General features: G+C 42.1%; 24 protein-coding genes. 13 read left to right on the forward strand and 11 right to left on the reverse strand.

Annotation, left to right across the window (positions count from 1 at the left end):
• Positions 1-235: 235 nt before the first annotated feature.
• Both EYR97_RS14830 and EYR97_RS14835 read left to right on the forward strand, forming a co-directional pair.
• Complete coding sequence (locus EYR97_RS14830; protein WP_131094442.1) at positions 236-1231, forward strand: LLM class flavin-dependent oxidoreductase; 996 nt, start codon at positions 236-238, stop codon at positions 1229-1231.
• Positions 1232-1400: 169 nt separating this feature from the next.
• Positions 1401-2465 (forward strand): GGDEF domain-containing protein, encoded by a 1065-nt coding sequence (locus EYR97_RS14835; RefSeq protein WP_131094443.1) that lies wholly within the window; start codon positions 1401-1403, stop codon positions 2463-2465.
• Here the strand turns inward: EYR97_RS14835 and EYR97_RS14840 are convergent, their stop codons facing one another.
• Positions 2466-3581, reverse strand: coding sequence for a S9 family peptidase (locus tag EYR97_RS14840; RefSeq protein WP_131094444.1), 1116 nt, complete (start codon positions 3579-3581; stop codon positions 2466-2468).
• A gap of 9 nt (positions 3582-3590) precedes the next feature.
• Positions 3591-3995, reverse strand: a complete 405-nt coding sequence (locus tag EYR97_RS14845; protein WP_131094445.1) for a hypothetical protein — start codon at positions 3993-3995, stop codon at positions 3591-3593.
• Between the two features lie 360 nt (positions 3996-4355).
• Between EYR97_RS14845 and EYR97_RS14850 the strand changes: the two genes are divergently transcribed.
• Genes EYR97_RS14850 through EYR97_RS14880 form a run of 7 tightly spaced genes read left to right on the forward strand, consistent with a single transcriptional unit; the run spans position 4356 to position 9283 of the window.
• Positions 4356-5015: a DsbA family protein gene (locus EYR97_RS14850; protein WP_131094446.1), complete on the forward strand. Its 660-nt coding sequence runs from the start codon at positions 4356-4358 to the stop codon at positions 5013-5015.
• Positions 5012-6001 carry a cyclase family protein gene (locus EYR97_RS14855; RefSeq protein ID WP_131094447.1) on the forward strand — a complete coding sequence of 330 codons (990 nt, stop codon included), beginning with the start codon at positions 5012-5014 and terminating at the stop codon, positions 5999-6001. The genes EYR97_RS14850 and EYR97_RS14855 overlap by 4 nt, the downstream gene beginning before the upstream one ends.
• Positions 6002-6003: 2 nt before the next feature.
• Positions 6004-6630 carry a nitroreductase family protein gene (locus tag EYR97_RS14860; protein ID WP_131094448.1) on the forward strand — a complete coding sequence of 209 codons (627 nt, stop codon included), beginning with the start codon at positions 6004-6006 and terminating at the stop codon, positions 6628-6630.
• A 4-nt stretch (positions 6631-6634) separates the two neighbouring features.
• Positions 6635-7066: a DMT family transporter gene (locus tag EYR97_RS14865; RefSeq protein WP_131094449.1), complete on the forward strand. Its 432-nt coding sequence runs from the start codon at positions 6635-6637 to the stop codon at positions 7064-7066.
• A gap of 4 nt (positions 7067-7070) precedes the next feature.
• Complete coding sequence (locus tag EYR97_RS14870) at positions 7071-7790, forward strand: GNAT family N-acetyltransferase (RefSeq protein WP_131094450.1); 720 nt, start codon at positions 7071-7073, stop codon at positions 7788-7790.
• Complete coding sequence (locus EYR97_RS14875; RefSeq protein WP_131094451.1) at positions 7772-8641, forward strand: LysR family transcriptional regulator; 870 nt, start codon at positions 7772-7774, stop codon at positions 8639-8641. Before EYR97_RS14870 ends, EYR97_RS14875 begins: the two co-directional genes overlap by 19 nt.
• A 57-nt stretch (positions 8642-8698) precedes the next feature.
• Positions 8699-9283: a flavodoxin family protein gene (locus tag EYR97_RS14880; protein ID WP_131094452.1), complete on the forward strand. Its 585-nt coding sequence runs from the start codon at positions 8699-8701 to the stop codon at positions 9281-9283.
• On the opposite strand, the gene EYR97_RS14885 is transcribed toward EYR97_RS14880, so the two are convergent.
• The 7 genes from EYR97_RS14885 to EYR97_RS14910 all read right to left on the reverse strand — a co-directional run bounded on the left by EYR97_RS14885 (position 9243) and on the right by EYR97_RS14910 (position 14899).
• Entirely contained in the window at positions 9243-10124 is an 882-nt protein-coding gene (locus EYR97_RS14885) for an MBL fold metallo-hydrolase (protein ID WP_131094453.1), read from the reverse strand. The two genes, EYR97_RS14880 and EYR97_RS14885, sit on opposite strands and share 41 nt — an antisense overlap.
• 80 nt (positions 10125-10204) lie before the next feature.
• On the reverse strand, positions 10205-11698 hold the full coding sequence (locus EYR97_RS14890) for a serine hydrolase (RefSeq protein WP_131094454.1): 1494 nt from the start codon (positions 11696-11698) through the stop codon (positions 10205-10207).
• A 67-nt stretch (positions 11699-11765) separates the two neighbouring features.
• Positions 11766-12065, reverse strand: coding sequence for a hypothetical protein (locus tag EYR97_RS14895; protein ID WP_131094455.1), 300 nt, complete (start codon positions 12063-12065; stop codon positions 11766-11768).
• Positions 12062-12622, reverse strand: a complete 561-nt coding sequence (locus EYR97_RS14900) for an RNA polymerase sigma factor (RefSeq protein ID WP_165478060.1) — start codon at positions 12620-12622, stop codon at positions 12062-12064. Before EYR97_RS14900 ends, EYR97_RS14895 begins: the two co-directional genes overlap by 4 nt.
• Positions 12615-12962: a DUF6249 domain-containing protein gene (locus EYR97_RS21925; RefSeq protein ID WP_165478061.1), complete on the reverse strand. Its 348-nt coding sequence runs from the start codon at positions 12960-12962 to the stop codon at positions 12615-12617. Before EYR97_RS21925 ends, EYR97_RS14900 begins: the two co-directional genes overlap by 8 nt.
• A 248-nt stretch (positions 12963-13210) precedes the next feature.
• Positions 13211-14224, reverse strand: a complete 1014-nt coding sequence (locus EYR97_RS14905) for an alpha/beta hydrolase-fold protein (protein WP_131094457.1) — start codon at positions 14222-14224, stop codon at positions 13211-13213.
• Positions 14225-14233: 9 nt separating this feature from the next.
• Positions 14234-14899, reverse strand: a complete 666-nt coding sequence (locus EYR97_RS14910) for a class I SAM-dependent methyltransferase (RefSeq protein WP_131094458.1) — start codon at positions 14897-14899, stop codon at positions 14234-14236.
• Between the two features lie 178 nt (positions 14900-15077).
• On the opposite strand from EYR97_RS14910, the gene EYR97_RS14915 reads away from it, so the two are divergent.
• Positions 15078-15953: a LysR family transcriptional regulator gene (locus tag EYR97_RS14915; protein WP_165478062.1), complete on the forward strand. Its 876-nt coding sequence runs from the start codon at positions 15078-15080 to the stop codon at positions 15951-15953.
• Positions 15954-16161: 208 nt separating this feature from the next.
• Positions 16162-17469: an OmpP1/FadL family transporter gene (locus EYR97_RS14920; RefSeq protein WP_131094460.1), complete on the forward strand. Its 1308-nt coding sequence runs from the start codon at positions 16162-16164 to the stop codon at positions 17467-17469.
• Positions 17470-17597: 128 nt separating this feature from the next.
• On the opposite strand, the gene EYR97_RS14925 is transcribed toward EYR97_RS14920, so the two are convergent.
• Positions 17598-18482, reverse strand: a complete 885-nt coding sequence (locus EYR97_RS14925; protein WP_131094461.1) for a LysR family transcriptional regulator — start codon at positions 18480-18482, stop codon at positions 17598-17600.
• A 323-nt stretch (positions 18483-18805) separates the two neighbouring features.
• Here EYR97_RS14925 and EYR97_RS14930 point away from each other — a divergent pair, with 323 nt between their 5' ends.
• Positions 18806-19813 (forward strand): 5'-methylthioadenosine/S-adenosylhomocysteine nucleosidase, encoded by a 1008-nt coding sequence (locus tag EYR97_RS14930; RefSeq protein WP_131094462.1) that lies wholly within the window; start codon positions 18806-18808, stop codon positions 19811-19813.
• Positions 19814-19878: 65 nt separating this feature from the next.
• Here the strand turns inward: EYR97_RS14930 and EYR97_RS14935 are convergent, their stop codons facing one another.
• On the reverse strand, positions 19879-20322 hold the full coding sequence (locus EYR97_RS14935; RefSeq protein ID WP_131094463.1) for a DUF2721 domain-containing protein: 444 nt from the start codon (positions 20320-20322) through the stop codon (positions 19879-19881).
• Positions 20323-20560: 238 nt separating this feature from the next.
• On the opposite strand from EYR97_RS14935, the gene EYR97_RS14940 reads away from it, so the two are divergent.
• On the forward strand, positions 20561-22642 hold the full coding sequence (locus EYR97_RS14940) for a TonB-dependent receptor (protein ID WP_131094464.1): 2082 nt from the start codon (positions 20561-20563) through the stop codon (positions 22640-22642).
• Positions 22643-22760: the final 118 nt, after the last annotated feature.

Below are 22760 nucleotides of genomic sequence, written 5' to 3' on the forward strand. Positions count from 1 at the left end.
CTTGATTCATATTAGGGAGTTGTTGCTATTCACACTATTGTATTTTTTTATACATATTCATCTACGTTGGTGTGAAACTGGCGGCGGGGCTTATAACTAACGGGCTCGTTGTAGCCTAGACACCACATCAATATTAACTCAGTACTGACGCAACGCTTCTGTGCATTGACTAATGCTTTCAAGGTATTTAGCCTGCTGCGAATCAAGATATATTTAACGTAAGGAACAAATTCATATGCCTATACCTTATTCGCTTTTAGACTTGGCGCCAATTTCAGAAGGCTCAGGCGTGAAGGACGCCCTTGAAAATTCTCGTAAATTGGCTGTGCAAGCAGAGCGGGATGGGTATGAGCGAGTATGGCTTGCAGAACATCACGGAATGCGCGGTGTGGCAAGTTCTGCAACTTCAGTGGTGCTTTCACACATTGGGCATGCTACCTCCACTATTAAAATTGGGGCGGGTGGTATTATGTTACCAAATCACTCTCCTTTAGTGATTGCGGAACAGTTTGGAACCTTAGCAGCACTGTTTCCTGAGCGCATTGAGTTGGGTTTAGGAAGGGCGCCGGGCACCGATATGGCAACTGCGAGGGCGCTTAGACGAAACTTGCAAAGTGATGTAGATAATTACCCTCAAGATATTCGAGAATTGCAGTCCTATTTTGACGCCCCGTCTGAGACTTCACCCATTATGGCAATTCCGGGCCAAAATACACATATTCCGCTTTGGCTACTGGGCTCCAGTTTATACAGCGCGCAAGTCGCAGCGAAGATGGGATTGCCCTATTCTTTTGCATCGCATTTCGCCCCCGAGCACCTCTTCGATGCAATTAGTGTTTATCGCAATTTGTTTACGCCATCTGTGCAGTGTGCTGAGCCAAAGGTGATGGCGGGAGTCATGGTTGTGGTGGCCGATACAGATGATGAAGCTGAATATTGGTTTACGTCGGTAAAGCAGCAGTTCATGAATATGCGAAGAGGGTTAAACAAACCTTTTGCAAAACCCGTTAGAGACTTAAGCCAAATATGTACAGCCGAGGATGAGTTTATGCTCGCCAATGTATTACGTTATGCGCTAGTGGGTTCAAAAAACACTGTGGCTGAGCGGTTAGAACAATTCGCATCTTCTACAACCATAGATGAAATTATTGTTTCAATGCCCATTTTCGATATTGATGCGCGATTGAAAAGTGTAAATTTATTTGCAGATATAGCTGCAAAAGCGAATTGATTTCATCTTCTGCCACCTTTTTGTTAGTAGATGATAGTCGAGGCTTAGTTAGTTTTCTGATTTTGTAGGTTTTAATACAAGATTAAAACTAAAGTACACAACACGTTACCCAAGTTGGCGTTATACTTAATACACTATTTAATCTTCCTCGTTCATTGTGGTTAGTAATGTGAAGCTAAACAAATCGACAGAATTAGTCCGATTGCGTATCGCCCTACTCATAGGCGCTAGTCTCGTAGTGTGCTTCATTGGCGCAAGCCTATCATTGCTGCCAAGCAACATGTATGAGTTGTACCTTTTCGACAAGTTATTTATACAAGTTCCCATTTTTGCTCTGGTTGCTGCTTTTTCATTTTGGCGCCACTTTTCCCAATATAAAGCGTATATTTTCTTTCTTTCATTGCTTGTGTTGTCGTTTAGTAACTATTGGCTTATTTGGGTATGTTGGACAGAGTTCGGCTTCGTTTTTCCCTATGAGGGAACAATTCTATATGCCTTCTTTTGTGTTTTTGCTTTAGGTATTCCATTTACATTGGCGTTCATTGCTAACGCACTAAGTCTCATTGGATTTATATGGCTGATGTGGTTGGCTCCTATTTATGGCGATAGAGTCGTTATTTCGAGCGCTTTTGTGGCGGGTTCTCTGTTCGTTTGTGCCTATGCAAAATATCGCCTTGATAGAACCTTGAGCATGTTGAAAGAGTCCAATGAGCGGCTACTAAAATTAAGTAAATTTGACCCGTTGACAGACCTTTTAAATCGTCGAGCACTCCGTGAGCGTTGTGCGAAGTTATTGGCCATAAGTAAACGACATAACGTAGCTATGGCAGTGCTGATGTTAGATTTGGATGATTTTAAAAAGTACAACGATAGCTTTGGCCATCAGCAAGGTGACGAAGCTATTAAAGTACAAGCCAGCATCATGAAAGCCACATTCAAAAGAGACACTGACATAATTGGTCGATATGGTGGAGAGGAGTTTATTGTTGTTCTGAGTGATATTACTCCTCAGCAAGTTAATGAACATTGCCAAACACTTTTGGATAAATGGCGAGAAGTAAATATGCGTCATGCTGAGGGCGCAAAGCACCCCATTATGAGTTGCTCAATTGGTGCTGTTTACGCAGAAAACGTGAGTAAAACATCAATAGACACACTGATTGATGAAGCTGATGCTGCACTTTACCAAGCGAAAACGAAGGGCAAAGCCTGTTTTGAATTGAGTAACATTTAATTACCTATTTGTTTGTCTGACTTCATTATGCACAATCCAACTCGATATTGTGTTTAAAAAGCCATCTATAAATTGTTTATCAAGTGTCGGGTACTCCTTCCTCAAGCCGCTTTCTGCGTGTTGAAAATAATGATTTGCGTGCTCAAACGTGGAAAAGTGGTAGTTTACGCCAGCAGTAAGAAGTGCTTTTTCCATAGTGTCCTTATTTTGGTCAATTGTTACTTGTAGGTCTTTACCACCAAATAGCCCAAGTACAGGCTCGTTAAAATCTTTAATGTTTTTAGCTGGATCATGATAAAGAAACGAAGTCAGCGACGGCAGTGCATAAACAATTTCAAACTCCCTTGTTTGCGCATCGGCTAACTTTTTCAAGTCAGGTTTTGACTGATGCTGGTGCAATGGTGAAGCAGTTAATACGCTTAATACCGTTGTATTGAAGTTTTCTAGGGCGCCTTCGGTATTGCTATTATTTTCAATAGCCCACATAAGACGGTGGTGAGCTGATACGCCTTTCTCAACGAGTGCTTTACTAATATTTAGTTGAGTATATTCTTGGCGAACTTGATATAAGACAATATCAATAAGCGGTACTGATGGAGCTGCCATGAGTATCACTTTTTCAATTTCCTCTCTTTCGACGGCAACATTGGCTGCCACAATACCACCCTGACTATGACCGAGAAGAATGAAATGCTTATACATATGCTCTTTGTGTGAGGAAAAATAGTTGAGAATATGCGCAACATCATCAGTGTGATCTCTCAGTGTACTTTGTCCAAAGTTGCCCGTACTTCCACCAATACCACGATCATCAAATCGAAAACTTGCAATTCCTTGAGAGGCTAGGTGTTTTGCAATGTGATGAAAGACTTTAAACCCGTCAAGTGTTTCATCTCGGTCTTGTGGCCCACTGCCAGAAAGCATAATTACGAGTGAGTCAGTGAGCGACTCTTGGGGCAAGGAAAGTGTTCCCGCGATGATGGTTTCTCCCGTGTTTATAACATGCTCAATATTAGTGTCACTCGCTTCAGCAGCCATCACTATTTTCGGATGAACTATTAAACTCCCTAACAATAATAGACCTGCGTACTTTTGAATAAAAACTGTCATACTCATACATGGCTCCTATCTGGGTTCATTGGGTGGCTGACATACAATGGATGCATATTCGCTGCCTATATGCATGAGAAGCCCAACAAAACAAAAGGTAAAAAGGGCCGACCCACTGCCGGTATAAAGGTAGTAGCTCAAGCCTGATGCAACTACAAAAGCAAGTGCATGCCCGCTAATACTCGTAGCTAGATATGCGGGGGATGGAAGGTGTACTTTTCCTTGTGGACTTAGTTTAGAAACCACGATAAGTACGTGGGAAATCATTACCATCACTACAATTAAAACAACTGTGTTTAGACTTGCTGCAGTTAAAGGTGTGGCAAACGTGGCATCATCAATAAAATGGATGATGAGATAGTACATCGCAAAGAGCTGCACAAGCCGTACTATCCAAACTGCGCATTCTCGTCTGGACATCAGAATCTCCGTTAACTCACTTATCTATCTCGGCTTTTAAGCCAAATTGGGGCAACAACCTATTCAATACAAACAAGTGAATGAACATACAAATCATCCACTCATATATTGCATTTTGTTATCGTAAAGAAGGGTTATACAACAATACATAAACAATTATGCAGACTGGGTAAACGAATATGTATGACTCACTTTTCCTAAAAAGTGATTACTATAAGGGGGGAGGGTTAAATACTGCTTTTCATTACGCGTCTATTTCGTATGAATTTTTTCGTGTTTTATGATGGATTTTAATCATTTTTTTTAAAGGAGATGTATGGCTAACCTTATTGATGTCAACAATAAACATAGGGGTTAGCTGTGACTACAATAGAGTTTTTTCATGATGCGGTATGTGGCTGGTGTTATTTGCTATCACCTAGGTTGCGTATAATTGCTGCAAAGTATCCAGTAAAAATAGTACATCGCGCTTTTGTCCTTCAGTACAATGAAAGTGACATGATTACGCGCTTTGGCTCATTGCGACAAGCCAAACAAGAGATACTCCAACATTGGGCGCAATGTCAGCAATATGCAGAGCAACCTGAGTTAATTAATATTGAAGGTATGCGTGCAGCTTCGTTTGATTATCCTACAGGGTACTTGGCTGCTTTGTATGCCAAAGCTATAGAACAGCATTGTGGACAGATGGCACATTGGCATTTTTTTGATGCTGTGCAGCGAGCGCATTTATATGAAGCTCAAAATATTGCCGATCCACAGGTTCTGAACGCTATTACCAATACCTTGGCATGTACTTATGATATTCCTTACGCGTCAATCATCGCCAGTGTTCATTCTTCCAAAGTAATTAAAGCAGTCACCAACGACAATTTGCGCGCTGAAGCCTTTGGCATACGAACGATCCCCTCGTTACTTATTAATGGTAGAAAGTCTGTTTCTCAGACATTAAGCCTTGAGCAACTCGAATCACTCGTCATTTCGAGTTTATCCGCAAACCTTGTGGAGGATGAGCTATGAATATATTACTCAGTGCTGCACTTTACGTCGCTTTAAATTCAACCTCCCCGCAATTTGTTGGTACGAGCCCTTGGGGAGAAAGCGACGAGATTGGGCGATTAAATATGATGACACCACAGCGTAAAGCTGACGTAATGGCACGGGTTGATGCAAGCCATGTTTACGATTTGTCCGTTGAATATTTTGTGGGTATGCCAAGTTGGCAAGCCGCTGGCGATCCCCACTATCAGTTCTGGATGACACACACGCCCCGCGGTGCAGTGACAGACAATGTATTGGAAATGGGTAAGGATATAAATCGGCATGTGAGTTATTCAGGCAGTGCGTTCTCCATGTATAGCCATACCGGCACGCACATTGACACGTTTAGCCACTTTGGTCTTAACGGCCAGATATACAATCACTTTAGTGCGGATAACCACTTAGGTGATAAGGGGTGGCAGCGCAGTGGTGCGGAAACTATTCCTCCGATAGTTGCACGTGGCGTACTAATCGATCTTCCCAAGTCAAAAGGCATTGAAATGCTTCCCGACAACTATCGAATCACTGTTTCAGATATTCAAGCTGCGCTGCTGAGTCAGAATGTAGCACTTGAAGAAGGTGATGTTGTACTACTTCGTACTGGGCGTATGAAAAACTACGAAGATGCAGCTCAATTTATGATGAATTCTCCGGGGTTAGGAATGGCCGCAGCGAGATTTCTAGCTGAGAAGAGCAAGGCCATGGTCATCGGTGCAGATAACTTAAGCTTTGAAGCTTTTCCTTCAGAGGTAGAAGGCAATTATGTGCCCGTTCACACTTACTTATTGACGCAAATTGGCGTGCCTATTATGGAACTTGTGAATTTGGAGAGTCTAGCTGCTTCTGAAGTTTACGAGTTCGCATTTGTTGGTAGTTCACTTAAGTTGCGAGGCGCTGATGCTGCACCGCTGCGCCCTATTGCATTTCCGTTCAAAGCAACTTTTGGTGAGCAAAAGGAGAATTAACTATGAATTTGTTAGACGCTTTAAATTGGCGTTATGCCGTGCGCGAATTTGCAGATACTACACTAGACGAAGAAGTAGTTTCAGAACTCGTTGAAGCAACGCGGCTGAGCCCATCAGCATATGGATTGCAACCGTACAAGTTGATCGTTATTCACTCTGACTCAATTAAAACCAAGCTTTTAGACTATGCAATGGGGCAATCAAAAGTAAAACACTGTTCTCATTTATTAGTGTTCGCAGTAAATACCACTATTAATGAGCAATTCATTGCACAACATTTTGCATATTTTGAACGCGAACGAAGTCTTGAAAATGGTGCGCTTGCGGGTTATCAGCAGCATGTAAAAGATGTAATGTTGCCTTTGACCACAGAGCAACTTCAACAATGGGCGGAAAACCAAGCATACATTGCATTGGGTAACTTACTCACATCGGCAGCTATTCGGCGCGTTGATACGTGTCCAATGGCAGGCTTTGAGAAACAAGGGTTTGATAAAGTACTTGGGCTTGCCAAGCATGGGCTTAAGAGTACGGTTATTTGTGCTCTGGGTGAAAGAGCTGACAGTGATGTAAGTGCTGCTGAACGCAAAGTACGTCTTTCAATAGATAGTTTTAGTATGGAGCTCTGAGGTCATGTTTGCTCTACTAGCGTTATTTGCCGGTGCACTTATTGCGCTACAAGCAGGAATGAACAGTTGGTTGGGAGTGTTGTTGAAAAACGCGCTCTTGGCCACGGTGGTCGCCTTTTTGGTCAGTGTACTTGTTAGCGGTACGGTACTGATAAGTACAACGAAGCAATGGCCAGCTCTCAATGACATTCGAGCGGTTCCTTGGTACCTGTGGTTAGGTGGCGTATTAAGTGCAACGGGGGTTGGGTTGTTCTATTTACTTATTCCCAAGCTAGGTGTAGGAACAATGATGTCTTTTGCTCTTACCGGACAGTTGGTGTTGGCGGTAGTTATTAGTCACTTTGGGTGGTTTGACTTACCACAAGCACCCATTAACCATACAAAGTTACTCGGTCTAATGACAATGGTTGTGGGCCTCGTTTTGGTAAACAGGTGATTATATGAATTCATTTGCAATGCAAAACAGCAGTAATTTACTTGCTCTATGGCGTTGTTATGGCGCAGAAAAGAAAGGTGGACTATGGTTTTCAACGGGTTGGCCTCACCGTGTTTGGCACGATACGTTGGACTACGACACAACGATTCGAGCGTTGTCAGATATTCATATCAATGAAAAGTACCAAGTGGCGACAATGTCTAATAAAAGCACTGAAGTCAACGTGTCGAGTACAGAGCTAAATGCTGACGCGACGTTGAGGTTGATGCATTTTCACATTCCTAGAGCACCTCAAATACTTGAGTCGCATGCGAGATTGGAATTGTTAGAACGTGATGATATGGAAGGCATTCGCGCATTTATGAATATGTGTAGCGAAGGGTTTGGTTATGCTATTGAGTTGGCATCGTTGTGCAGAGCGGCTAAACAAGAAGGTGCAAAATTAGGCTTTTTGCAAGTCAATAACGTTCGTGTTGCTACGATTCTTTTATTTCGACAGGGCGAGTCACTTGGCGTTTTCCAATTGACAGTGCCGCCTAATTATAGAGGAAAGCAGTATGCAACCCAGCTTATGCTGCAAACCATCGACTGGGCACAAACGCAAGGAGTGTCGCTCATAACATTACAAGCATCAGATATGGGATTAGCGCTCTATCAACGTCTCGGTTTTAAGACGTCGGGTTCGATAACTTTTTGGAGGCAGCAATGCACAGGATCTCATTAGAACAATGGCGAATGTACATTGCAGTTGTTGACCATGGAGGGTTCGCTCAAGCCGGTGATGCATTGTATAAAACTCAGTCAACCATCAGTCACAGTATCAAAAAGCTAGAAAGTACAGTTGGTAAACAATTGTTCGAAGTGGTAGGGCGCAAAGCTGTTCTGACGCCCTACGGAGAAAGTTTGTTATCAGCAGCGCGGACTTTGGTGAGCCAGGCAGACGCCTTGGAGCATGATGCTATCACTCAGCAACGTGAAATTCGCACAACGTTCAATATTGCTGTAGACATATTATTTCCCAAAGCACAGTTATGGAATGCTGTAGCGAAACTCGCTAATGAATACCCAAGCCTTAATATTCAGGTACATGAAACAGTGTTGTCTCGCAGTGGCGAACTACTTGACGATGGCACAGTTGATATAGGAATTGCCAGTGCAATACCCAAAGGATACAGCACGCAGTTAATTAGCACAGTAGATCTTTGTGCGGTTGCGCACAGTGCACACCCTATGGCAAATGGTGAAATACATTCCCTAAAAGAGCTTGAGCAACACAGGCAGATTGTCATTCGCGATGCGGGATTGAGAAACAACCAGAATTCTGGTTGGCTGGGCTCAGTTAGTCGGCTAACGGTGAGTAATTTTGAACAAGCTTGGCAAGGAGTACTACACAACATTGGGTTTGCATGGTTGCCGGTTTGGTTCATAGAGAAACAAAACAGTTCGGAAATTGTTCATCTTAAGTTGAATAATGGATTAATGCGCACAGTTGCGTTGCAACTAGCGATAAGACCTGACCTAGGGGCTAGCCACGTAGTGAGCGTATTCGTGAAATATTTATCTGAACGCAAGTGAATTGTATTGCTTTGAAGCCAGTGTGAAGTGACCCGTATATAGTTTTAAGGGAAGTGTATGAAAAAGTTAGGCATTGTTTATTTCAGTGCAACCGGTACTACCAAAGCGTTGGCTAAGGCCATAGAAGAAGGTGCTAATGAAATCGAAAATACACAGGTACGACTTTTCCCAATTGGTAAAGAGCAGCTTGTCGATGGTCGTTTTGTTGACCTAGCCGTGTTGTCTAAGCTAGGGGAGTGTGATGCTATTGTTTTCGGTTCACCAACATATATGGGAGGCGTGGCTAGTCAGTTTAAAGCATTCGCTGATGCTACCAGCGAATTATGGTGTGAACAGCTGTGGGCTAATAAGTTGGCTGCCGGCTTTACCTGTGGCAGCGCGCTAAATGGTGACCAATCGAGTACGCTTTACTATATGATCACCTTAGCATGCCAGCACGGTATGTTGTGGGTAAGTGTAGATGCAGCCCATGGCTATACAAAAAAGAATATTAATCGATTAGGAAGCCAACTAGGTGTTGTTGCACAAACAACCAGCGAAAGTTTACATGAGATTGACCTTGCAACAGCTCACTATCTGGGCAAGCGTATTGCAGGTTTACTCAATGAGAAAACGCGAGTACCTCTTCTACATGATGAATAATATAAGGTTCGAATTCCTCATATCTCTCGAAGGACGTAAGCAATTGAGTTATTTCATCTTCACGGGTAATTGCCTCTGAAGACAAGCCTTCGCGAGCCAATTTAATTACCGACTGTCTGAATTCCTCATAGATATTTATCAGCCTATCTACTTCTTGTGCACTACTGCTTATGTGTTTTCCCCTGTTACCCGGCACATATAAAGTGTTGTTAGTATGTTGTTCACGAATACTTCGCAATTCATTGATATGTGTCTTCCAGCCATTTTTTCCGGAGTAGATAAGCCAGTCATTTCGTAATGCATCTCCGGTAAATAGCACATTGCTATTCTCTAACGTGACGTAAGCATGATCTTGAGAGTGCGCTTTAGTGTGTGTCATTCGAATTTTTTCCGTACCAACGTCAATAACAATGTCAGAAGAAAAGCCAATATCAATAGCAACTTTGGCTGAAAGTAAGTTTTCATGGCCAATAACAGTTGCGCCTTTGTCTTTGAAATAGCCGCTACCGTTGTGATGGAAGGGATCTGAGTCTATTACTATTACCTTGGATATCGGTTTACCACTAACATGCCTTACTAGCTCTTCAATACTTTGTACATTGCGTCGCATCATTGATGAAATAAGTACAACTTCATCGGTACCAATAACAATACCGAAGTTAATACGCGTGTTACCAAATGCTTGGCTTGCGATGAGGACGTGCTCGTTGATGCGATTCAACTCGAAAAGTTCGTCGTCAATGTTGATTTCAACAGCGAAAGACTTTGGAGAGTGTGACGCAACAAGAAATATTGCGAATATAATGTAAAAAAGCTGACTGAGTCGTGTTGGGTTTAACATATTGTACCTACTTAAGCTTAGGGCTTGTTAACTTGAATATATGGGCAGTAGCCGCAGTTGTTTATTACATAAGATAGGTTTTATCTTGCTTGAGAAAATATTAGGCTACCGTTTTGTAGCTCGAAGTGACCACTTGAGGTTGCTGAAATTTGAATAGGGCGACGAAGCGCACCTAGATCTACGACAAAGTCGGAATCATCTTCCTTTACAGTGTATAGCGGACCACTTAATACGCCGTGACGCAGCCAAACCTTGTTGTCTTTATTGAAAAGAGTGATATCAGACCAACCATCAGTATTTAGATAGTTGCCAAGGCGTGCATTCCATTTTTCAGAATAGTTAACCATTTTACTCGAATCGAGGGCATCATTTTGCTCACGAGAAAAGCTACGATCAAATGCTTGTAGTTCTTCGTTAAATCTAACAAGGGCGAGTTCTGGTTCCAGTATGAGGTTGTACGCAAGATTTGCGGCTAAATGAGGAAGTACATAGCCTCGTTGGTCATTAAAGAATACTATAACTGCGACTTCTTCTTCGGGCATGAACGATGCGTGAAAGCTCATGCCAGCGTATCCCCCAAACCTAGTGAGAATAGGTTTTCCGTGATACTCGGCTATGTCCCATGCCAGACTGTAACCTGTTCGGTCATAGGTAAAGTAACGCTTTTTTTGTGTAACAGTAGAGTTGTGCAGTGGTTCGAAAAAGCTAGCTGAGGGTGAAAAAGTACTGTCCTTACTCAAATTAAATGCGAGCCATTTGGCCATGTCTTCTAGTGTGGATATATGCCCTCCTGCAGCATGAAGTGTAGAATCTGTTTTGAAAATGCCTTTGCGAATAACCTCTTTATTTTGACCTACTTCGATGCTGGGCAATATAGCGTCTGTGGGGTAATTGCCCAGTTCTGAGCTGGTATGTTGCATACCTAATGGCGTAAATAGCTTATCTTTCATTAGCGACTTCCAATTTTTACCTGTTGCTTTTTCCATTGCGCGAGCGGCAAGAATCGGCCCAGTATTTGAGTATCGGAATACGCCGGGTGGGGCTATCAAAGTATTTGTTCTAAGCGCATTAACCAATTCTTCTTCATCTTTGAAACCTAAGAAGGCAGACTTAAATGTGTGCATAACACTCGTAAAGCCTGCAGTATGGTTAAGTAGCTGTTTTACAGTGATATTGCTGCTATCTATGTCGGTGTGCTTTAGATCGCTAGAAAGATATTTGGCGATGGGGGCGTTTAGCTCAAGTAGTCCATCATTAGCAAGTACTTGAGCTAATGTGCCGGTAAATGCTTTGGTATGGGACGCAATTAAAAAAGGGGTAGTAATGTCTAGTCCGTTTTTCTCCGAGTCTTCGCCAAGGGTATTTAGTGTATAGGTGTAACGCATCCCTGTTTTGTCGACCACTGCTAGTAAAAGGTCACCCTTAAGCTCATATTGTTCATAAAGCTTTGCCAATGTATTTGGTAGCGTTTTATTTAGCTTTGAAAATGCGCGATTATCACGTTTTTCTGCATGTGCAATCGTTCCTAGCAGTAAGCCTATTGTTACAATAATCAACGTCAGTAGTACTTTCATTTTTCAGTCCGGAAGAATTTGAGAATACTCATTAGACACATTGAACTTACTATATGGATGCAATTGTTTATCTTCCTTCTGAATGCATTAGCATTCCTGTAATCAAGCATATAATGGTGACACAAGCTAAGCCTAAGGGATATTGCTCGGTTATCTGTGAGACAAATTCCCAAAGCGGTATCTTCAACGCACTTATTAGGAGGGCAGTAGACAGCGTTGCTGCCGCTATCGAGATCATTAAAAAACGCTTTCGCAGTTTTCGCATTGATTCTAGTTTAGTGGTTACATTCACCACGAAAGTGTCTGCTTCATCTAATGATTGATAGAGCAATAAATCTTCTAACTCTTTGTCTGTTTGTGTGGTCATAGAGCACTCCTAGGCAGTGAGTCTGCAAGCCAATTCGACAGCTTTAATTTACTTCGGTTTATATGTGATTTAACTGTACCAAGTGGAAGTCCAGTAATAGTAACAATCTCTTGGTGGCTCATACCTGCACTGAAAGCTAAAGTGATGCAAGTACGTTCAGCTTCAGAAAGTCTTGCTACTAATTGTTCTGCAAGTATTTCGTTTTCAACGGGATTCTCAATGGTGCTTTCAATGGGGTTCTCGGTTGACTGAAATACAGCGTCATCTTCAGTCTTTATTTCAGATTGGTATTGCCCTTTGCGCATCTCGTTCAAAAATCGCCGATAAGCAATACTGTGTAACCAAGTACTGAAGGTGGATGCAGCCTTGAATGTGGAAAGTTTGTTGTAGGCAGTAATAAATACTTGCTGGGAAAGGTCGTCGGCCAATGCATGGTTTCCATTGGTTAAGCGTCGCAGAAATTGTCTGATTGGCAGTTGGTGTTTTTTGACCAATGTAGTGAACGCGTGTTGATCATCATAGATTAGAACACGAGTGATAAGGGATTGGTCATTCATTTTCAATAAATAGTGAAAGACAACAAAAAGCCAAGCCAACAAACAAAGGGAATACGCCAAATACCATACCAACAGTTGTAAAGCCGCTGACATACCCTCCAGCAAAGCAGGAAAGCCCGATAGACGTTAGTAGTGCGCCTTTTCGTCTATCGCGTTTAGTTTGATTAACATTTGCGCCCATTTGTTGCAACAGCGCTGGAGTCAACTCTCCCCCATTTTCTAAATGGTGCTGCAATGTTTTGTGCAGCTGGAGTTTTTCTCGTGTTCCCAGGTATAGACTTGCAATAATGACTAATGCAATACAGATAATCCCGATTATAGGTATCCAAAGTTCTGACATGTGCATTCCTCAAAGGTTACTGACTATATGTTAGACACAGTTCGTTATGGCATTGGATGCACTAGTTTTTATATTTTTTCCAGATTCTAGTGGCCTCCAGTGGCTTCACTCCTTGCTACTGGTTATGGATAGTTTGGCTTTTTGTTGCTTTAACTGAATATCCAATTCAATAAGTTGTGGCACTTGGGGATAACGCGCCATAACGGAATACAAAATTTCTTCGGCACGTTGCCATTGCTTATTTTTGATTAAAAAGGAACAAAAAAATGCGTCCAGTATGGTTGAAATGTCTCTTGATTAAGCTTGCCCAGTGTTTGTTCAATCTCTAAGAAAAGACCTAAATTATCTGCCTGAGCTGCGTGTCTGGCCATAGTGAATACCGTGTTTTCTGCTACTGATTTGCTTACATAATAACGTTCACCACGTTGTGCAAAGTAAGCTTGGACAGCAGGGATTCCTCCGAAGGAAAAAATATCGTCAACGCTATAAAAATTCACTGCAGGATAATCTCGAAAAACCCAAGCTAAACCTTGAGTAAAAAGGTTCATAGGCGTAGTAAAATGATTTAATTTTGATGAAAGTAAGTATTGTACGTCTAGTTGACTGGGGTGATTCTCACCTAGGAGATTCAGTTGATTGAATGCATCAACGGCATAATTTTCCTGTGTACCTAATGCAATATAGAGTTGCTTGTTGAGCGCAGTTTTATTTTTTACTGACTGTACAATAAGGTTCTCTACATTTTTCAAACGCTCTGCTGATATATTCGGCGAACTTGCGAACAAGAAACTTTCGAACAAATTTGGCGAAGTGGTTAATAGATCAATGGCAAACCCTCCGGTATTTTCCCATCCTGCGAACAGGCGCATATCACTGGCGGGGTAATGAGACTCAACATAGGGAATGATTTCTTCTTCAATTACGTTAATTAATGTTTTTGAGTCTGCGTTGAGTAAATTACGACGTTTTGCAGAACCGTCGCCAATTTTGCTTGTGTCAATGGCGACTACGATAAATTTTGGGCTAGTTGGGTTACGCCAATTCAAAGACTGCTGATAGCCTATGGCGCTGTATATAAAGTGCTGACCATCCATAATATAAAGGGTTGGAAAGGCCTTTTGTTCGTGCACTTCTGCTGGATCAGGTTGGTATATTTGAGCGCTTATTTCTGAACTGAAATCAACAATGTCAAATGGTGAAGACCAAGCTGGACAAATTGTACATACAGTAAATGCAAAACAATATACAAAGGTGCGAATCATAATCTAGTCTCAAATTAGGTTTGGCGTAGAAGAGTTAATACCTTTGCTGCTGGGTTTACGCGCAACTAAAAATAGGCTGCTTTTGGTTGGTGCCCATGTATGAACTAGTTCAAAACCTGCTTGAGTAACAAGGTTGGTATAGTCATCCTGTGTCATTAAATTAATAAAAGGGGCTTTTCTTAGCAGTTGCATACATTTGATGATACTGCGAACAAGGAAAGACTCATTTTTTAAAAGAGGTGTGCTACTTATAAAAACACCATCTTCCTTCAATACCCTACAGATATGATGAAGTGTCGTTGCTGGTTCGTCGACCAAATGCATAACATTTAGGCCAAGCACCGCGTTATAGGTATTTGGCTTAAGATCAAGCATTTCAATTTGTCCTACCGCAAACGTAATGTTTGGAATATTGGCTTTTTGAGCACGTGATTTCGCTATGTCAATCATGGCAGGAGATATGTCTGTAGCTTCAATCTTACTCACTTTTGGGGCGTGTTGAAGTGCAGTGCTGCCTGTTCCACAGCCAAACTCAAATACAAGGTCGGTTTGGGATAAATACTGTTGCGTCCATTTCAGTTTTTGCTGATATATAGCCTCATTGGGCACAGGCTTCTTGGCATACCTTGCTGCCAATTTGTTCCAAAAGTGTATTGAAAAGTTGATATCACTCATTGTCTTGTCCAAACAAAGATAAACAGCTTGCTGCAACTACATGCCTAAAAAGCTCAGAATGTAATAATTAATATAAAAATGAACTCTAACAGGTATGAAAATGAGGATCTTAAATTTATATGTTCACTCACTATTCAAATATGTATACTGGAATCTGGTTTTTAGCGCAGAGGAAAGTATGGATTTTGATTGGGATGATGCAAAAGCCTTTCTGGTAACGGCTGAATTAGGTTCGTTAACTGCGGCTGCGAAGGCGCTGTGTACCAGCCAACCTACCATTGGGCGACGGGTTTCCTCATTAGAAGAAAGCCTTGGTGTGGTGTTATTTGAACGCAGTAAAAACAGCTTGTACCTTACACCTCAAGGCGAATGTATCTTTCATGCTTTGCAAGATATGAGGCAAGTAGCAAACAATACATTACTGGTTGCAAAAAGTGCAACCGACTCGCTTGCCGGTACAGTAACTATCGCAGTTAGCCAAATAGATGCGCTATTCAGAATGCCAGCTATTATTGCTGAGCTAAAAGCACTGGCTCCTGAAATACTGGTTCGATTAGAGGTTTCAAATGACAGCGCAGATCTTATTCACAGAACTGCAGATATAGCGATTAGAAATTTCAGACCGACAGAGGAAAACCTCATTATTCGTTCAGTATCAAATGCGCATGTCGGTTTGTTTGGTACATTAGACCAATGCGAGTATTTCAAAACTCAAGATAGTACGGCATGCATTTTTCCCATCATTGGATTTACAGAAACAGAATACTTAACGCAAGTATTGGTTGATGCTGGAATTTCAGAAAATCAAATAAACTATGTTTGCCTTAGTGACTTTCAACCAACTCACATAGAACTTGCCAAGCAAGGTATTGGTTTTACTCTTCTTCCAAGAGAAGTGGGAGAGAAGATTCCTGAGCTGGATTATGTCCTATCAAATACTCTTTCAATTTATCACTACAGTACCTGGCTGGTAGCGCACTCAGAGCTGCGACATAACAAGCGTATTAGGTTTGTTTATGACTTTTTAGCAGAGAACTTAAATAACGTTGGGTGAAGATACATAAGTCAAAAGAGCATTTAACAATTATCTCTCTTTACATTAACCTTGGGTTATCAATTTTGTATGCAAATGCATCGAAATTGTCGCTATAATTGTAAAAAATGCGATAAATGTGCGTAAATAACGTTAACCTGCATTGAACAAAACTGCTCATATCCGTAGAATGCGCCGCTGCAATTTCCCCTATTTTTATGAGTATTTTATGAAGCAACAGTTATCTCTACGTGCCTCAGTTTGCTTAGCGCTTGCTACTTTAGCCTCTTCTTCTGCGTTAGCTGCTGGTTTCCAAGTAAATGAACACAGTGCGAATGGCTTAGGACGTGCAATGGCGGGCCAAGCTGCCACCCCTGAAAATGCCTCTATATTGGCCACCAACCCAGCAGCAATTGGCGTATTTGAAGATACGCGAGTGAGCGGCTCAGTGAGCTTTATCGACCCTAATGTTGATGTGAATGGTTCAGTGAACTATGCATTGGGTGGTCAAGTTGTAGGTGTAGCTGATGCTCATGAAGACAACATTGCTGATACTGCTATAGTACCTTCGTTTTTCTACACTACGCCTATCGACAATAAAATTTCAGTAGGTTTGGGTGTATTCACAACCTATGGGTTGCGCTCTGACTATTCAGATGACTTCGATGCACTGCACTTTGCTGATACTGCAGAAGTTACGTCTGTGACTTTTAATCCGGCGATTTCTTACAAGGTAAACTCCCAGTTGATGCTTGGTTTCGGAATAAGCGCAACTTACGCAGATGCTGAAATTAACTCAGCTGTTTCAGAAAGCCTTTCACCTATTTTAAGCAGTGCGCTACAGACATCAGTACCTGCTACTACGTCAATTTTCAAATTAGAGGGCGATGACTGGGGCTACGGTTGGAATGCAGGTATTTTCTGGCAACCTACTGAAACCACAAATGTGGCGTTGTCTTATCGTGCAGAAACTCAGCTTGAGCTAAGCGGTGAAGTAAGCTCTTCACTAACAGCGGGTCTTAACCAGCCTGGCAGCTTAGATTTAAATTTTGCTGCGATCACAGAATTGGCACTAAACCAAAAGCTTGATCAGCAATGGTCAGTACAAGCGAGTGTTACCTTTACTGATTGGAGTACTTTCGAGAAGCTAGAGGCTAACTTGGCTGACGGCTCTGATTTTCTTATCAAACAAGAAAACTTCGATGATTCATGGCGTGCTGCGATTGGTGTAACTTATGTCTTGAATGATGAAATTACCTTGCGTGCAGGTTATGCCTACGACGATGGTGTAGTAACTGTTGAAAACCGTTCATTGAGTATTCCAGATACGGATCGTCATTGGATTTCTGGTGGTGCAACATATGCATTTAGCAAAGACACGTCAGTAGATGTAGCTTACGTGTTTATTGATGGTCGTAAAGCTGACATCAATAAGACGCGCGCCCTGAATGCGCAAGGCACATTCACATCAACGTTTACAGGTACTCAATCAGCCACCGCACATATCTTTAGTGTGCAGTTCAATACACGCTTCTAATCATTGTGCAAGTAATGCAAAAATGGCAGCGTTTCGCTGCCATTTTTATATGTCTTTCTCACTTTAAAAATCGTTCGATAGCGCTTTGAAGTCAAACAGAGAGAAACAAACTAGCAATGCATTATTTGCTATATTTTTGCGAAGAGATCTTGCAAGCAGTCGATTGCCGCACTGATTTTTGCAGGAACCAATTCTCGCTTCGGCGTAACGGCGTAAACGGTATAGTCTGGCAATGACCAATCGGCGAATAGTTGTTTCATGTCGCCTGAAGCAAGCAGATGTCGAACTTCGGGTTCTGGCAACACTGCATAACCCACACCGTCTTGCGTAAGCTGAATTAATGTTTGCATAGAGTTAAGGTCAATACGCTGCGTGTCTAACGTGTATTCACCTTCTTGCTCATGTGCAATTACGTAATCATCGATGTGTTTATGAACAAGATACGCATGCGAACTTAAATCGTTGGGGGTTTCCAGCTTTGCCTTAGCTAACGGATGCGAAGAAGAGACACAAAGAATGCGTTTCCAAGTTGCCAATTTTAGACTGCTAAAGTTGGTGTCTGATAGCGGAGCAAAGCACAGTACAAGGTCAGCACTTGAAGTAATGATGTCTTTGGGCTCGTCGGTAAGAGTAAGCGATATGGTGATTTTAGGAAATCTTTCACATAGCTGACGCAATGGCTCACTTAGCAATCCACCACCAAAACCTTCTGGCGCAATAATGTTGATCTTACCCGTAGGGTCGCCTTGCAAGCTTTCAATCTGTTGTTGTGCAAGCTCTGCTGTTTCCAGCATCTTGATACTTGTCTCGTAATAGATGCGCCCAGCTTCGGTTAAGCTCAAGTTACGCGTATTGCGATTAAAAAGGCTTAGGCCGATATCGTGTTCTAACTTTCTGAGTTGTTGGCTAATAGCTGACACTGTCATATGCAGCTCTCTAGCTGCAACACTCATACTGCCGCTGTCAGTTACAGCAACAAAGACTTGAAGGGAGCGAAGTAATTTTGTGTTCATAGGTGCCTAGTTAAATTGATATAGCCAAAGTCGGTTTAAAGTTTAGATGTATGTTAATACCAGCATTCTTACAAAAATAGGAAAAAATGTCGGGAATTCTGCCGTATATTTCTGTCAGTGGACGATTATTAAAGCGAGGGAATAGTTTTTGGGCATTTATGCAATAAAGCTGCATTAATAGATTGATGGGGCGCTTTTGTGTTTGTTTGTTTTATTTTGTAAGTGTTTTGTTTTTATAAGGTAAATTGCGTAAATAGTTACTTTCTTTGTGATTGCAAAGTGATAGGTTAGTAAAAACCAACTTGCAAAAACGAGAATAAAAAATGAAGAAATACCGTGTCCTGTTTGTTGTACTTTTCAGCGTTATTTGGCTTGGAGGGTGCACAGCGACGCAAAGTTCATCACCAGTTACTTATGGTCCCGCAGTTTTTGAACAAGCGCCTTTTACCGCCATAACTGTTGCTTACGCGCCAGAGATGGAAGGCATACTAAATCGTATTTCAGAAGACCCCAACGCTGCAATACATACTACTACTACCATTAAGGGCGTCACCTATCGTTTAGGGACGTATCACGACAAACCTATATTGGTATTCGCTACGGGAATGAGTATTGCCAATGCTGCCATGACAATGCAAATGGCGCTTGATTATTTCCCTGTAAAGCAAGTTGTTTATATGGGTATTGCTGGTGCGGTAAACCCTAAATGGCGACCTGGCGACGTAATTGTACCCGCCCGTTGGTACTATCATGACGAGAGTGTTTATACTAATGAAGATAGCGAAAACCCAGGTGAGTATATTTTACCCGAGTACTACGCTAAGTTCGTAGAGGAGCAAGAAGCCAGACGCGCAAACGACCCACATATTCCTCACTATAAACCGTTTCATTTTATTCACCCTGATGAAGTGTTAATTGTTAAAGATGGAATGGATAAACCTCAAGATACACCGTATTTCAGTGCTACTCCTCGTTTGTTGTCTGCTGCGCAACAGGCCATTAAAAATATGCCGGTGCAACGCGTACTAGATGAACGCAACGCAGAGTTGTTTGTAGGTGGAAATGGCATTACAGGTTCTGTATTTATGGATAACCGAGAATATAGAAAATGGACACGAGAAGTTTTTAACGCTGAAGTAACTGAGATGGAGTCAGCAGCTATTGGTCAAGTGTGTACAATCAATGATGTTGATTGGGTAATTGTACGTGCCATTAGCGATTTGGCGGGGGGGCAGGAAGGCGTAAATGTTGAAAATGTTTACGACAAAGAAGTGTCTCGTATCGGTGCAAATGTACTATTTTCTGTGTTGGATGAGTTAGCTCAACACTAGATCGTTGCAAAACACTAGGAAAAAGAGACAGCGCTATTACCCTGTCTCTTTTTAATCGACAATTTTTAACGGATAGTGCGCACCAAATTGATGGTGCTGGTGGCAAGTTTCACTTCAACTAAAAATACAATTAACGCGCTAATAAGAAATACCATCGCCAAGATAAACAGAACCACTATGGGGGTTTTTAAGTCGACAACCCACAATGAACCCGAAAATAGTGCCATTATCACTGTACACACCATAAGCCCCGAAGCGACGCATAACCCAATTGCCCAATTAATAACCTTTACTCTGCGCCAAAGTACTTTAATTTCGCTTTTTGAACGCTCTACGATGTGCGGGTCTGAAAGCGTGTGAATTTGTTGTTCCGCCACCCTTACTCGGTCTGAAATGCGGCCCAATCGTGAAGACATTACATTTAAAAACCCAGCAATACCGGTAAGTAAGAAAACCGGCGCCACAGCGAATTCGATCAGTTGCGAAAGGCTAGGTATAAGTGTGTCCAAAAAAAGCTCCAATTGAAATTAACGTCGTTCTGCCCTGTATTACATCAGAAACATAAAAGTTGGGCAAAAACAAAAGCAGTAATCAAGTCGCTTTGGTATGCGCAACGGTTTTTATCCTTAATTCGTTAGTGTTTAACGCGGATAATAGGTTATTCAAGTTACAATTCTTTATAATCACTACTCCACGGTTACGCTTTTAGAAAACCTCGCTCATAACTAATTTGATAAAAGGCATTTCATGATTCAAACGCCCTTGTCTTCACTGGTGGCAGTTGTTGTACTAACGTCTGTTTTGACCATTCCTACTCATGCAAAGTCGATAATGAAAGACGGCATCGAGCGTATTGAAACAACTTCGTCTCGTATCCACAGAATGAATGACACAAATGGTTATGTGGTCTCGTCTATCTCTGAGGAAACACTTTCGCGTGTGTCTTTTCAACATATACAAGAGTCACTTAATTATGTGGCTGGCGCTGGTGTGCAGCGTGGTAATGGCCAAGAGTATTTACCCGCACTGCGTTCTCCTGTTTTGACAGGAGCTGGTGGCTGTGGCGGTATTTTAGCCGCTGAAGACGGTATTCCTCTGCGCGCCGCTGGCTTTTGCAATATTAACGAGTTATTTGAAGCTCATGGTGAAATGGCGCAACGCATTGAAGTACTCAAAGGTCCAGTATCGGCTCTATATGGCGCAAACGCCATTCACGGTGTAATTAACGTTGTGACACCAGATACAACCTATGATGATGGGTTAGCTGCCATTGATGTTGGTTCGTACGGATTTAGTCGACTGAAGTTTCGCAAAGGAAAAGACCTGGGAAATAGTGGTATAGGTATCAATGCCAGTGTTACCAGAGATACGGGATACAGAGATAACGAAGGTGTTGATCAAGAGAAAGTTAATTTACGCCATCGTTTCGCGTGGGCGAAATCAAGTATCACAACAGGGTTTACTTATACACACCTCAATCAAGACACAGCTGGCTACATTGAAGGTTTTGAGAGCTATAAAAACAAAGCACTAGCACAAAGTAACCTCAATCCAGAGGCATTTAGAAAAGCCTCAAGCATGCGTTTATGGAGTAAATACAAAACACAATCAGACGGCAATTATGCATTATCTATTACCCCTTATTTGCGAAAGCAGAGTATGGACTTTCGCATGCACTTTTTGCCAGGCAAACCCTTAGAAGAAAATGCTCAGCAGGGAGTGGGTGTCTTGTCTCAGTTGAACTATGTATTGAGCCCGACCTTTTCTATCGATGTCGGTATCGATGCTGAGTACACCGAGGGTGAATTGTTGCAATATCAAACCGGTGAAACCGAAGGGTCAGCATTTTTGGTAGAAACAGTACCTGTTGGTGAGCACTACAACTATGACGTAAATGCTACGCTTGTTGCTCCATTTACTGCGCTAACGTGGCATCAGGATGATTGGAAGCTTTCGCTGGGCGCACGTTATGAGCAAATGCACTATGACTACACCAATAATATGATAGCGGGGCGTACGCGAGATGACGGCACGACGTGTGGGTTTGGTGGATGCCGCTACTCACGTCCCGAGAGCGCGGAAAATACATTTCACAACTTTAGCCCGAAATTTAATGCTAGCTATCAATACAGTGATCAGGTTCAATTCTATGGTGGAGTTTCGCGAGGTTACCGTGCGCCACAAGCTACTGAGCTTTACCGATTGCAACGGGAGCAGCAGGTTGCTGATCTAGATTCTGTTACTGCAACAAATTACGAAGTAGGTGTTAAAGGAAAAACTCAACAAGGCCGTTATGTGCTTTCCCTATATCGCATGCTCAAAGAGAATGTCATTTACCGCAATAGTGATTTTTTCAACGTAAATGATGGCGAGACCTTACACCAAGGTGTTGAACTAACCGTTAACCATGGGCTCAGTGATAAGCTATCTCTCGACTTTGCTGGAACCTATGCACGCCATACGTATGAGCATTCTCAATTACTAGGTGAGGTAGATATTCAAGGCAATGTCATAGATACCGCACCTAAAGTACAAACCAATACACGCTTGCGCTATGTCTTTTCAGATGCGGTAACCAGCGAATTGGAATGGCAATATGTGTCTCGCTATTTTACCGATGCAGAAAACCTAAATGAGTATGAAGGCCACCATCTGCTTCACGCAAGAATACATTATGCGTTGAGTTCGAAAGTCTCACTGTTCGCCCGAATTAACAACCTATTAGATGTAAATTATGCCGAACGTGCAGACTTCACTAGCTTCAGTGGGCCACGATACTTTCCTGGGCGCCCTCGCAATGTCATGTTAAGTGTGTCACTCGTGCTTTAGTATTAGCTCATTCATACTTATTGGTGGGCTTTAGCTGTGATGATGTGTGCTATTGTTTGGCTGAACTTGTTTAAGTAGCAAGACAGGCGTAACCTTCGCTCTGAGGGCTTTGGGGCCC

The organism is Alteromonas sp. KUL42, assembly GCF_006538325.1.
Classification (GTDB): Bacteria; Pseudomonadota; Gammaproteobacteria; order Enterobacterales; family Alteromonadaceae; genus Alteromonas.